This window comes from Alphaproteobacteria bacterium (assembly GCA_023898725.1).
Classification (GTDB): domain Bacteria; phylum Pseudomonadota; class Alphaproteobacteria; order JAUHZC01; family JAUHZC01.
Genome location: CP060236.1, coordinates 60,708 through 72,613, shown reverse-complemented (window position 1 = coordinate 72,613; position 11,906 = coordinate 60,708). Strand labels below are relative to the sequence as shown.

12 protein-coding genes and 2 pseudogenes are annotated in these 11,906 nt (G+C 47.1%); 5 read left to right on the top strand and 9 right to left on the bottom strand.

Features of this window, described 5'->3' with window-relative positions:
* Positions 1–46: 46 nt before the first annotated feature.
* The 8 genes from H6849_00340 to H6849_00305 all read right to left on the bottom strand — a co-directional run bounded on the left by H6849_00340 (position 47) and on the right by H6849_00305 (position 5,909).
* Positions 47–589 carry a hypothetical protein gene (locus tag H6849_00340; GenBank protein ID USO01501.1) on the bottom strand — a complete coding sequence of 181 codons (543 nt, stop codon included), beginning with the start codon at positions 587–589 and terminating at the stop codon, positions 47–49.
* Between the two features lie 460 nt (positions 590–1,049).
* Complete coding sequence (gene raiA / locus H6849_00335) at positions 1,050–1,613, bottom strand: ribosome-associated translation inhibitor RaiA (protein ID USO01500.1); 564 nt, start codon at positions 1,611–1,613, stop codon at positions 1,050–1,052.
* 136 nt (positions 1,614–1,749) lie between these two features.
* Positions 1,750–2,502 carry an LPS export ABC transporter ATP-binding protein gene (gene lptB, locus H6849_00330; protein USO01499.1) on the bottom strand — a complete coding sequence of 251 codons (753 nt, stop codon included), beginning with the start codon at positions 2,500–2,502 and terminating at the stop codon, positions 1,750–1,752.
* Entirely contained in the window at positions 2,499–3,275 is a 777-nt protein-coding gene (locus H6849_00325; protein ID USO01498.1) for a hypothetical protein, read from the bottom strand. The genes lptB and H6849_00325 overlap by 4 nt, the downstream gene beginning before the upstream one ends.
* A complete protein-coding gene (locus H6849_00320; GenBank protein USO01497.1) occupies positions 3,272–3,589 on the bottom strand; it encodes a hypothetical protein in 318 nt (105 codons plus the stop codon). Before H6849_00320 ends, H6849_00325 begins: the two co-directional genes overlap by 4 nt.
* Positions 3,590–3,592: 3 nt before the next feature.
* Positions 3,593–4,624, bottom strand: a complete 1,032-nt coding sequence (locus tag H6849_00315) for a KpsF/GutQ family sugar-phosphate isomerase (protein USO01496.1) — start codon at positions 4,622–4,624, stop codon at positions 3,593–3,595.
* Positions 4,625–4,634: 10 nt separating this feature from the next.
* Positions 4,635–5,252, bottom strand: a complete 618-nt coding sequence (locus H6849_00310; GenBank protein USO01882.1) for a ribonuclease D — start codon at positions 5,250–5,252, stop codon at positions 4,635–4,637.
* Between the two features lie 168 nt (positions 5,253–5,420).
* Positions 5,421–5,909, bottom strand: coding sequence for a 23S rRNA (pseudouridine(1915)-N(3))-methyltransferase RlmH (locus H6849_00305; protein USO01495.1), 489 nt, complete (start codon positions 5,907–5,909; stop codon positions 5,421–5,423).
* Positions 5,910–6,145: 236 nt separating this feature from the next.
* On the opposite strand from H6849_00305, the gene H6849_00300 reads away from it, so the two are divergent.
* Positions 6,146–7,456: a DNA-packaging protein gene (locus H6849_00300; protein USO01494.1), complete on the top strand. Its 1,311-nt coding sequence runs from the start codon at positions 6,146–6,148 to the stop codon at positions 7,454–7,456.
* Positions 7,457–7,599: 143 nt separating this feature from the next.
* Here H6849_00300 and H6849_00295 read toward each other — a convergent pair whose 3' ends face one another.
* Positions 7,600–8,274, bottom strand: a complete 675-nt coding sequence (locus H6849_00295; GenBank protein ID USO01493.1) for an alpha/beta hydrolase — start codon at positions 8,272–8,274, stop codon at positions 7,600–7,602.
* 111 nt (positions 8,275–8,385) lie between these two features.
* On the opposite strand from H6849_00295, the pseudogene H6849_00290 reads away from it, so the two are divergent.
* The 4 genes and pseudogenes from H6849_00290 (at position 8,386) to iscU (ending at position 11,848) form a co-directional block, all read left to right on the top strand.
* Positions 8,386–8,889: pseudogene (locus tag H6849_00290) on the top strand (Rrf2 family transcriptional regulator).
* 86 nt (positions 8,890–8,975) lie between these two features.
* Positions 8,976–10,079 (top strand): annotated as a pseudogene (locus H6849_00285) (cysteine desulfurase).
* Between the two features lie 29 nt (positions 10,080–10,108).
* The gene (locus H6849_00280; GenBank protein USO01492.1) at positions 10,109–11,365 is read left to right on the top strand and encodes an IscS subfamily cysteine desulfurase; all 1,257 of its coding nucleotides are present in this window, start codon (positions 10,109–10,111) and stop codon (positions 11,363–11,365) included.
* A gap of 42 nt (positions 11,366–11,407) precedes the next feature.
* Complete coding sequence (gene iscU / locus H6849_00275; protein USO01491.1) at positions 11,408–11,848, top strand: Fe-S cluster assembly scaffold IscU; 441 nt, start codon at positions 11,408–11,410, stop codon at positions 11,846–11,848.
* Positions 11,849–11,906 lie beyond the last annotated feature (58 nt).

The following is an 11,906-nucleotide window of genomic DNA, read 5'->3' as shown; positions in this document are numbered from 1 at the left end:
AGAAAAGACAATCAGCCACGTGTTTTTCCTAAGTCCCAAAAGAGCACTAGTGCCCACTAGTGAGTAAATGCGTCACAAGCCCCGCGATTAAGGGTAATAGCGTATGTTCCCACACGTGTTTGGAACGCAACAACGAAAAATTGGGCTGAGGAATGTGGCACATGATTGTGTGTGCTGCACGTACTAATCCCCCACCCAGAAAACTACCCACGGATAGGGTAAAAAGAACATAGTTAGCCACTGAAGGTGGTACGGTGCTATTAAAAAAAAGCCCAATAAAGTAATTCACCAAAAGCCCTACTCCGATACCAATACTGATATGAAACCCCCATGATTGCTTGGGTTTTGTAAGGCCAAGATAAGCGGCAGTTGCGAACCCAATCAGGGGACATATTCCTAAAAACAACCAGATAAAATCAAATTGTGGAGATGCCTTTGTGACAAAAAATAGAATGCTAACAGCAAAAAACGCCATGCTGACAAGGACAGGTAGCACGTGTGTGTCGTGGGTGCGTGATACCTGTTGGATTCGCAGAAATGCCTCAAGAAAAAACATGTAAAGAAGTGGTTTGATTTGTATAAAAATCAATACTGCCTGCTTCACAAAAGGTCAATTGGGACTTGCCAATTTTTTGTCAAAAAAAATCTTTGTGGCACACGACGCGTAAGAGAAATATTAGGCATTTCCACCACGGCTAAATCGCGCGATATTAGCAAAGCGTTTGCAAGGTAGGCGCAACAGCAAAGAAGATACCCTTTTTATCCAAAGATCCAGAAAAGAGGATACCTGTGATTTCCTGCCTCAGGGGTGTAAAAACAACAAACAAGTCCTATTAAAAGACAGAATATACTCTTTTTTTTAACCTTGGGTACAACAAATTTTCCACGAGCTAAGGTCATCATCTACACCTCATAAACTCTTGTGTGACTTTCATCTCCCCCCCCTCGTGAAAATGCAAAGTCACGTGTAGGGGTACTTTTCGTTAGGCCCACAGGAAATTTTCTTTCGTGCTTTTTTATGCATCTCTGTGGGCGATAAAAAAGAAGCCTTATGCTTGTGAGTCAATCCACCCAATATTACCATCCGCCCGACGGTGTAAAACATTCAGCATGTCATTGCTGCGATTGTAGAACACGAAAAAATCTTCGTGTGCGAGTTCCATCCGCATAACAGCCTCTGCAACACTGAGGTGGGGGATGTGAATATCATTTTCTGCAATGATTGCAGGGTTATCTGTTTCTTCTTCGGCTCCTTCGGTTATCATATCAAAAATGTACTGAGAAGCTTTTTGCTGGCGTACTTCGACGTCGTGTGCATGGTGGTGGGCGCGGATGCGGCCTTTGTGTTTCTTAAAAATTCGCTCAAGTTTGTGGTAACAGCGATCAAAAGCAGCATGCGCATCAGGGGCAGTTTCGTGACAGCGTGCGTGCGCTCCGCGACTCAAATTTGCTTGCACATCGCATCGAACGGTGTGGTCAGGTTTTGAAATCGTTACGGATATATCAACGGGACTAATCCCGAATTTTTCACTCAAATGCATAAAACTTGTTTTCACGTGGGTCGCAAAAGCATCCCCTGTGTCCATGTGTTTTCCGGCAATATGGATATTCATCTGTTCCTCCAAATATAATCACCATATCTACCGTATTCAGATACCAAGTGCAATCACTAACACACATATTTTGCATATAAGCCATGCGCGACACAGAGCCAAAACAAGAAGCACAATTCGTTATCTAAACGTTTTGTCAGGAATGAAAAGTTTGTCCAAGATACACACGACGAACCTCGGGATCGCTTATAATATCATCCGGTTTGCCCTGAGCGAGAATCCGCCCTTCTGCAATGATGTAGGCATAGTCAACGATTGCAAGCGTATCACGTACGTTATGATCCGTAATCAAAATCCCCATATCTTGGGCTTTCAAACAATGGACCAGGTGGCGAATATCATAAACGGCAATGGGGTCTATGCCTGCGAGAGGCTCGTCAAATAAGAGAAACTTTGGTGATGCCGCCAATGCCCGTGCGATCTCTACACGTCTGCGCTCACCTCCTGACAGCGTATTGGCCTTGGAATTACGCAGATGATCAATTGAAAACTCACCAAGTAGCTGCTCAAGCCTATCAAGGCGTCGTTCTGCGTTTGGTTCCACGTACTCCAAAACGCAACTAATGTTATCAGCAACAGACATTGAACGAAATACCGAAGACTCTTGGGGGAGATACCCAATGCCCATCCGTGCCCGTCGATACATGGGAAAATTGGTGATGTCCATGCCATCAAGGTACACCTTCCCCGATGTGGGTGAGGTTAGTCCGGATATAGCAGAAAATGTGGTTGTTTTTCCAGCACCATTTGGCCCGAGAAGGCCAACGATTTGACCCCGTTTCACATGGATGCTGACATCCCGTACCACGGGGCGATTTCCATAAATCTTACGAATATGATAGGCGACAAGATCATGCTTCTTGTCATGATCAATGTGTGGATGGGTCATGAGCGTAACTTTTGTTCGGGGGGTTTGGGTGTGGGAAAAAAGATTCCGTACACGGGTTCTTTCGGGGCTTTTTTTGACGACACGCCCGAAGCTTTAGGTGTGTGAGGAGGCGGTGATCCAGCCGTGTAGGTTTTGTGCGTGAGGTTTCCTGTTGCTGTATGTGCTTGCAGGCATCCGTCCTTGCGTGTGATAACAACGTGTCCCGCAGCTCTGATAGCGCCTGTTTTGGCGCAATAGAAGGCAGTATCTGCGGATACATGGTCAGTCGGCGTGCGAACAGAGACATTTTTGGTGGCAGTGGCTTCACGCAGATCCTTAGGAGTTGGGTGGTTGCCATGGTTCTCATCAAAGGTAATATGGATTTTATCAGCCTCTATAGCGTGATTTTTCTGTAAATCTATCACCTTGCTATGGGCACCAGTGGCTGTAAGTTCATTGGTATCAGCGCTATAATGTGCTGCTTGTGTCTGCGTGTAGAAACGCTCATTTCCAAACGAAACATCACCTTTTGCATCGGCAGAAGACAGGGCCTGTTGATCAGTAAACTGGGCCTTTATTGCCTGGGCTTTAAATTCTTCCGTCCCTTTTTTGAGGCGAACATTTCCCTTTGCTAGGCATGTACGGTTATCTTTCTTGCAGCGTACGCTTTCGTCTGCGTTAATGGTAACTCCATCATCACTTTTGGCGTCTTGTGTTGTTGCGTAAATAGCTCCGCACAGAAAAATGCTAGACAGAACCATTCGCAAAACAGAAGGATAGGCCAGTGTATTCATGAGCGTGGCGCCAGGATGAGTTGGGTTTTTCCCTGAAAAAGCATTTCCCCTTCTTCAAGGTCACTTTCGGGCTCTGTGGATGGGTGTTCGGTATTCGATGATACAGAGGAGGTGGTTGCATTGTCTTCGACGAAGGTCCCAATAACTGTTGCTTGATCGTTTGGATCAAGAGATCCATGAGTAATTTCTGTAACCTCATAGCGTGAGCTGGGGCAAAAGTAAGGCCAAAGAACCATGAAAGCGGCAAGAGCACAGGCTGCACCCAAGAGCAGTATCTTAGTTCCGAAGATGGCGATGGTACGAAAGTCATGCATGTTTTATTTCCTGGACTGCCCTAAAAAGTCGTGGATGTGCAGTACTCCTAAAGGCTTGTAGGTCGTACTGTCAACCACAAATATGTTGGTGATTTTATATTTGTTGAGGGTCAGGAGAACTTCATTGGCTAATTGCTTAGGGTGGGCAACTTTAGGGCTTGGTGTCATGACTTTATGCGCAGGGTGTGTGGGAAGGTCTTTGGACATATGGCGGCGCAAGTCTCCGTCTGTGATGATCCCAATCAAACGTCCCTCATCATCAAGAACGCCCACACACCCCAGCCGTTTGCGTGTCATAGTGATTAATGCCTCACTTAAGGGGGTGTCTTTGTGGCATACAGGAAGTTGCTCGCCCTTGTGCATTAAGGCATCTACACGCACAAGCAGTCGCCCCAAGCTTCCACCGGGGTGAAAAACACCAAAATCATTGACAGAAAATCCCCGCTTCGTCAGCAAAGCAACAGCTAAAGCATCTCCCAGTGCCAATGTTGCTGTTGAGCTTGTCGTGGGGGCAACGCCCAAGCCACAGGCTTCGGGTGTTTGGGGAAGAAGAAGACAGTAATGTGCTGCCTTCGCTAAGGTGCTTTGAGGATTTTGGGTAATGGCAATGAGAAGAATGCCAAAGCGCTTGGCGTAATTAATTACGTGCACGAGCTCAGAGGTTTCGCCTGAATTTGATAGGGCTAAAATGGCATCATTGGGTGTAATCATGCCTAAGTCACCATGGCTTGCATCGCCGGCATGGACAAACAGTGCGGGCATCCCTGTTGATGAAAGCGTGGCAGCAATTTTTGCACCAATCAGCCCTGACTTTCCAACGCCTGTGACAATAATACGGCCCGTGATGGTGCTTACGGCTTCAACGGCTTCGCCAAATGAGACGTCAAGTGTGTGACTTAGTTCTGTGAGTGCTTTTGCCTCAAGGGAGATGACGCGCCTTCCTTCGGCAATGTGCGCGTGAATGGTGGGTAACCCTTGGGGCTCTCGTGTAGGCAGAAGATTGTTTTCTAATAGGTTTCCTGCGGCAGATGTCATGAGTACTATCTCAGCTATGATTAAAAATTTCAGTATCTTCAAACCCACTAAGATCAAGAGATACGCGTGTTGGAAGGAAATGAAAACAAGCCTTCGCTAACTCCATGCGTTTTTCCCGCAGGAGTATGACATCCAAGGACTCTTTCAGTTTATGAAGATAGATAACATCCTGGGCGGCGTAGGTAACCTGTGTGTCCGTAAGATTCTCACGTCCCCAATCAGAAGATTGCTCTGCTTTGTTGAGATCAATGGCCAACATTTCACGACAAAGGTCTCGCAACCCGTGGCGATTCGTGTATGTGCGTGCCAGTCGAGAGGCAATTTTTGTGCAGTACACATTTTCAACGCGAACCCCAAGATTTGTTGCCAGTATTGCAAGATCAAACCGCCCATAGTGGAAAATCTTTTGAGTGGCCGCATTTTGCAACAGCGCAATCAAGCGGGAGGGGGTATGATGCGGAAGAATTTGGACAACCTCTGTGTTGCCAGCGCTGTCACATAACTGCACCACACACAAGCGATCCCGGCTGGTGTTCAGGCCCATGGTTTCTGTGTCGATGGCTATGGAATCGTTGGCAATGAAAAATTCAGAAATATCACCACGACACAAACGAATATTCTCAAACATGTCATTAGACATCAGGGGTAATCCTTAGGTAAAAACTGCTTATATAATTGTATATAAAATTACAAAAGCTTCTTTTAATATCAATACCATTTATGTGAAAATTGCAAGCTGTAATAACATGCAATGCACAGTCATGTTTATTGGTATATAAAACTTGTTTCGTAAAAATCAATGGTGATAGGGATGTCGCGCAAGAATTTGGTGCGCTCGATAAATCTGTTCGACCAACATAACCCGCACCAGCATATGCGGCCAGGTGTTTTGTCCAAGGGAAATGCAGTGTTGGGCGCGAGCAAAAATTGTCGTGTCAAGGCCATCTGCGCCGCCAATGACCCATGTACAGGCCCCGTGGCTGGTAGAAAGTTCCTCCAGGGTGGTTGCGAGTTTCGCGCTTGTTGTCTGCTGGCCACTGCTATCCAGAGCAATTACATAATCGCCGGTCTTTATGTGCTTTAATAGGAGATCTGCTTCGTGTTTCTGGCGTATATTAGGCGTTGGAGCTTCTTTTTTGGGAACGACCTCTACCACAGTAAGTGTCCATGAAAGCCTCTTAATATAATGGGCACAAAGACTGCCAATTGCTGTATTTTTGCATTTGCCAATGGCAAGGATGGTAATATTCATCGTAGGGGTGTCTTTATTAGCGAGTATCAGCATTATAGAGCGGCTGATACATTTTTGCAAAAAATCCAGTGGAGGATTAACAAAGGAATGTTGGGTGATACTTCCGCAGATCTGTGAATCACTTATGGTGCCCAAGGCCGGTGACCTAAAAGTTTTGTTTTGTTTGCCATCACAAAGAGGGTTTTCGTACGCCACTGGATGCGAAAAAATTCGGTAGTTTGTTGGAGTTGCGCTAGGGTGCTTCCTATATTTTAGAGAGAATTCACCTCATGATAGCCACAGATGAATCAGCACTATCCCCCCATACATCAGTACCTCAGAATGACCTAGAACTGCAGCGTTATGGGCTGAACCGTACCTGGTGTGATGTTGCACGCCCTGAGCAATTGCCTCCAGAAGGTAAATGGTTTGCCTGGTTAATTCTTGCAGGTCGGGGGTTTGGTAAGACGCGTACAGGATCAGAAACAATCATCGCGTGGGTGAGGACCGGAAAGTCTCGGCGCATTGCTCTTGTGGGGCGTACAGAGCAAGAAATTGAAAATGTGATGATTTATGGAGCAAGTGGAATTATTACGGTGAGCCCTGAGAGTTCCCGACCTGTTTATAAAAAGAAAGCCCGTATGCTCGAATGGCCTTGCGGTGCAACGGCAGAGTTATTTACCGATTATACCTACGAACGTCTCCGTGGCCCTCAGTTTGATTCGGCATGGATTGATGAGTTTGCCAAGTTTCGCAACATCACCCATATTTGGGAACAACTCAGCTTTAGTTTGCGTGTGGGAAATCATCCCCGCATGATTATTACCACAACTCCGCGCCCAAAAGAATTCCTCAAAGACTTGGTCAATGATCCTTCTGTGCATGTTACTCGGGGAAGCACTCTTGATAATCAAAACAATCTCCCGCGCTGTTTTATTGAAGGAATTATGCGAATGTACGGAGATACCGCCCTGGGGCGTCAGGAAATCAACGCGGAATTTGTGGAATCAGATTCATATGTTTGGAATAAAAACTGTATTCGTCATCTTCCCGAAGGTCATGTAGTACCTCCTATGGTACGGCGTATTGTCGCCGTTGATCCCTCGGTAACAGGTGGTGAAAATGCCGATGAAACGGGCATAATAAGCCTTGGTCAAGATTCTGACGGGCGCGTATGGGTGCTTGGCGATCACAGTATGCGTGCACAACCATCCCTATGGGTGCAGCGTGTCATTGATGTTGCGCGGGATATAAAAGCAGACATGATTGTCGCGGAGGTTAATAACGGGGGAGATTTGGTGAAGGATCTTCTTCACAGCATGCAGGTCAATATTCCTGTAAAGTCAGTGCGCGCAACGACGAGCAAATATGTGCGGGCAAGCCCTGTGGCTATGTTGTATATGCAGCAGCGGGTAATTCATGCGTGTGCGTTGCCAACACTTGAAAAGCAAATGCTTGCCTTTCATGGGGATGAGCAAAAGAAATCTCCTGACCGGGTGGACGCGCTCGTGTGGGGGGTACGAAATCTAACGATTGATGCGGATCATACGCCTACTCGTAAAACAGCTCGGGTATGGGTCGCACCGTTTATGCGCCACTAAAATAGTGATCGTGGGCTAAAGACCTGGCTGCTCCCTGCAAACAAGTAGCGATGGGTGTGGTCAACGCTAGCCGAGTATAATCAGAAAATAGGCGCGGTATGGTTGTTGATAGCGCTTGCAGTGCGGTGGGGCGTTTGGTCCACTTAGCTTGCTTTGGCGCGCAGCAACGCTGCTGCTTCTTGGTTGTGCTGGTTCAAGACGTAATCTTTGATGCTATCCATGAGGACTCCCGTGTGTCCATCATAAAAATGATCAGCACCCTCAACGCTTTTGTGGGTTACGGTGATGTTCTTTTGCAAGGCAAGTTTATTCAATAATCCAGCAATACTCGATGCTGGTACGACAGCATCGCGCGTGCCGTGAACAACCATACCAGAAACAGGACATGGGGCTAAGAAGCTGAAATCATAGGTATTAGCAGGGGGGCTTACGGAAACAAACCCGGCAATTTCTGGGCGTCGCATTAAGAGCTGCATCCCGATCCATGATCCAAATGAAAACCCTGCAACCCATGTAGCTGGTGCATCGGGGTTTTTGGCCTGTAGCCAGTCCATCAGTGTTGCCGCATCTGTGAGTTCACCCTCACCACCGTCAAATAGACCCTCGGAACGCCCCACACCCCGAAAGTTAAAGCGCAACACATTAAAGCCAAGCTCAACGAACGATTTGTAAAGGGCAAAAGTAATCTTCGTATTCATGTTGCCCCCATTTTGAGGGTGGGGATGAAGAATAAGAGCAACCGGTGCATTTGGTCTGGGTTGAGGAAAATAACGTGCTTCGATACGACCTTCAGGGCCAGCGATAAACATTTCAGGCATTCGGTATCCTTACAATTCGTTAGCATGCAGGGCGGCATGCGATGGGCAGAAAATCAATCTTGACTATTTCAGTCATGATTGTATAGTACAAAATATCTTATCGATTAAGATATGTTCTTTTTTAACTCTTACAAGACAAGACAGAAAAAAACTACCATAACCATTCGCAAATTGCCATGTGAATTTACGAATACAAGAAATGAGAGTGATCTTATGCGGTTAAGTGCTAAAAGTCGATATGCCGTCACAGCCATGGTAGATCTTGCCGTTTTTGCCGGATCAAGGCCTGTGAGTTTGGCCGACATTGCGGATCGTCATCACATGCCGTTGCCTTATCTTGAGCAACTCTTTGTAAAGCTACGCCGTAAGGGCTTGGTACAAAGCGCAAGAGGATTTCAAGGAGGCTTTACGTTGGGCCGTCCGGGAGGTGATATTTCCCTGCTGGATGTGTTGTATGCTGTTGATGATGCCATCAAAACAACAGGATGCGGTGTAGATTCGGTTCACACGACATGCAATGGTACGTCGGCTAAGTGCATGACCCATAACGTGTGGGAGAAACTCGGGGATCACGTCCGGCATTTTTTCCGGGCTACCTCTTTGCTGGATATTCTTCCGCCACAATCTGTACAGTTTCCTGAAGAACTTACGTCTTCCTTAGGGTGTGAGAATCTTGTGCAGGGCTGCCTGGCAAAAGGGGTTTGTAGCGCATGATTTACTGTGACTATAATGCAACGACCCCGTTGTTTCCGGCAGTAAAAAATGCCATGCGTCATGCCATGGATTCCGTTGGAAATCCCTCATCTGTACATACGTGTGGACGCCAGGCCCGTGCCTATATTGAGGCTGCTCGTCACACCGTTGCCACACACGTGAACTGCCATCCGGCGAGTGTTGTTTTTACATCTTCTGGCACGGAAGCGAATAACCTTGCTTTGCAAAGTTTTGCCCCCCACGAGGTTTTGGTTAGTGCCATTGAGCATGCATCCGTTGCGCGTGTTTTTCCCCAAGCTGAGGCGATTATGGTGACCGCACAGGGTGTGATTGATAGGGATGATCTGGCGACAAAACTGAAGACAGGTCGGTATAAGTTGGTGTCGGTGATGCTTGCGAACAATGAAACTGGTGCTATTCAGCCTGTGCAGGAAGTGGCGATGCTTGCCCATCAATATGGGTGTGCGGTGCATTGCGATGCTGTACAAGCCTTTGGCAAAATTCCTGTAGATATGCGTGTACTAGGTGTGGATTACATGACGATTTCAGCGCACAAAATCGGAGGACCTGCAGGTGTTGGTGCCCTTATTGTGCCTGTAGACGGTCCGCTCTGTGTGATGCATCGTGGGGGCGGACAAGAACGCCGCCGTCGCGGAGGATCAGAAAATTTACTGGGCATTGTTGGGTTTGGTGCAGCAATCACTGAAATCGCAGAGGTTTCTTGGGAGCGGGTTGCGCTTTTGCGTGATCAGCTTGAGCGCGGTGCAGAGGAGTTGGGTGCCCATGTTTTGGCAATTTCTGAGCCACGTCTTCCCAACACGACAGTTTTGGGTTTTCCTGGCATGCGGAGTGAAACATTAGTTATGCAATATGATTTGAACCGCATCAGTGTTAGCGCAGGTTCGGCGTGTTCTTCAGGAAAAGTTGAGACATCACAGGTGTTACAAGCCATGGGTTATACTCGCCAGGATACCGTGCGCGTCAGTTTAGGCTGGAGATCCTCTCTCACCGAGATCAACACATTTTTGGCTGTCACGCAAAAAATTATACAACACGCAGACACAACTGCCTCCTACAGTCAGGTGGCATAATGACTACACAAAACAGGAAAGAGAAACCCATGAAACCCGTACATATTGCTAAACTGTCTGTCCCGAATACTCACATTAATGGTGTGCGTTACTTGGATTATCAGGCGACGACCCCTTGTGATCCCCGGGTGGTTGAAGCAATGATGCCCTATTTCTATGAGGATTTCGGTAATGCTCATTCGCGCAATCATATCTATGGATGGCGTGCCGAGGAAGCTATTGAGCAGGCCCGCAGCCGGGTAGCTGCTTTGATTGGAGCGAACCCACGCGAAGTCGTATTTACATCAGGAGCAACAGAATCAAACAATTTAGCCCTTAAGGGTGTTATGAACTTTGGTAAGGCTGAAAAAAAACATCTTATTACGTGCGTTACGGAACACAAATGTGTTCTCGATTCTTCCCGTCACTTAGAGCAAGAAGGCTTTCGTGTGACCTATTTGCCGGTTCAAACTAATGGCATTATCGCTTTGGATGCCCTGCGCGACGCTATAACGCCAGATACAGCGCTTGTTTCGATCATGGCGGTGAACAATGAAATTGGCGTGATTCAACCCATTGCGGAAATTGGTGCTCTCTGTCGGGAGCGCGGCATTCTTTTTCATACAGATGCGGCTCAAGCTGTTGGAAAAATCCCGTTGGATGTGGAGGCCATGCACATTGATTTACTCAGCTTGTCTGGCCACAAGATCTATGGTCCTAAGGGTATTGGGGCACTATATGTGCGCCGCAAACCCCGTGTGCGCCTCAAAGCACTTATTCATGGGGGAGGTCAGGAAAGGGGTATGCGCTCTGGAACACTCCCCACACCCTTATGTGTAGGACTGGGGGTTGCATGTGACATTGCACAGGCTGAAATGGGCTCAGAAAATGAGCGCTTACGGGGAATGTATCAGTACATGTGGGAGCGCTTGCAGGCATCATTGCCTGAAGTCTATATGAATGGGGACGCTGATAGGCGTATCCCCGGAAACATGAATGTAAGCTTTGCCTATGTTGAGGGAGAGGGGTTAATGATGGGCATTAAAGATCTTGCTGTATCATCGGGTTCTGCCTGTACTTCTGCATCCCTCGAGCCCTCTTATGTGTTGCGTGCGCTTGGTGTTGATGAAGAGTTGGCGCATACATCGTTGCGTATTGGGTTGGGCCGTTTTACAACACGTGATGATGTTGACAGTGCTCTCGATCAGATTGTACGGGTCGTGCAGCATTTACGAAAAATGAGCCCTTTGTGGGAAATGGCACAAGAAGGAATTGACCTCAAATCGATTAATTGGGCTGCTCATTAACAATAGAAATATCGTGTAGACGAAGGATAGAAGGAAAGTACTATGGCGTATAGCAAAAAAGTAATTGACCATTATGAGAACCCCCGTAACGTGGGGTCGATGGATAAGGCAGACAATTCTGTGGGCACTGGTTTGGTGGGAGCTCCCAGCTGCGGTGACGTTATGAAACTGCAAATTCGCGTGCGTGAAGGAAAAATTGCTGAAGCTACATTTAAAACATTTGGGTGTGGGTCAGCGATTGCTTCTAGCTCACTGATTACTGAGTGGGTGCGGGGTAAAACTCTTGATGAGGCCAAGCAAATTAAGAATAAAGAAATCGCGGATCATTTGGAGTTGCCGCCTGTAAAAATCCACTGTTCCATTTTGGCTGAAGATGCAATTCGTGCGGCAATTGCTGATTATGAAAAAAAGCGATCTCAGAGGAATCCCCTAGAAAAAACAACTCCTGATGCGGTGGACGCGGAGGTAAAAATACGTGCGTAAGACGCGTGTCAAAGATTTATTTACTGTTACTGAAGATGCAGCCAGGCGTATTCAAGAG

Coding starts and splice junctions, on each gene's coding strand:
- raiA (USO01500.1), bottom strand. CDS start 1,613: ATGAATATCCATATTGCCGGAAAACACATGGACACAGGGGATGCTTTT.
- H6849_00315 (USO01496.1), bottom strand. CDS start 4,624: ATGACATCTGCCGCAGGAAACCTATTAGAAAACAATCTTCTGCCTACA.
- H6849_00305 (USO01495.1), bottom strand. CDS start 5,909: ATGCTGATACTCGCTAATAAAGACACCCCTACGATGAATATTACCATC.
- H6849_00295 (USO01493.1), bottom strand. CDS start 8,274: ATGCCTGAAATGTTTATCGCTGGCCCTGAAGGTCGTATCGAAGCACGT.
- iscU (USO01491.1), top strand. CDS start 11,408: ATGGCGTATAGCAAAAAAGTAATTGACCATTATGAGAACCCCCGTAAC.
- H6849_00300 (USO01494.1), top strand. CDS start 6,146: ATGATAGCCACAGATGAATCAGCACTATCCCCCCATACATCAGTACCT.
- H6849_00310 (USO01882.1), bottom strand. CDS start 5,252: ATGTTTGAGAATATTCGTTTGTGTCGTGGTGATATTTCTGAATTTTTC.
- H6849_00325 (USO01498.1), bottom strand. CDS start 3,275: ATGAATACACTGGCCTATCCTTCTGTTTTGCGAATGGTTCTGTCTAGC.
- lptB (USO01499.1), bottom strand. CDS start 2,502: ATGACCCATCCACACATTGATCATGACAAGAAGCATGATCTTGTCGCC.
- H6849_00320 (USO01497.1), bottom strand. CDS start 3,589: ATGCATGACTTTCGTACCATCGCCATCTTCGGAACTAAGATACTGCTC.
- H6849_00280 (USO01492.1), top strand. CDS start 10,109: ATGAAACCCGTACATATTGCTAAACTGTCTGTCCCGAATACTCACATT.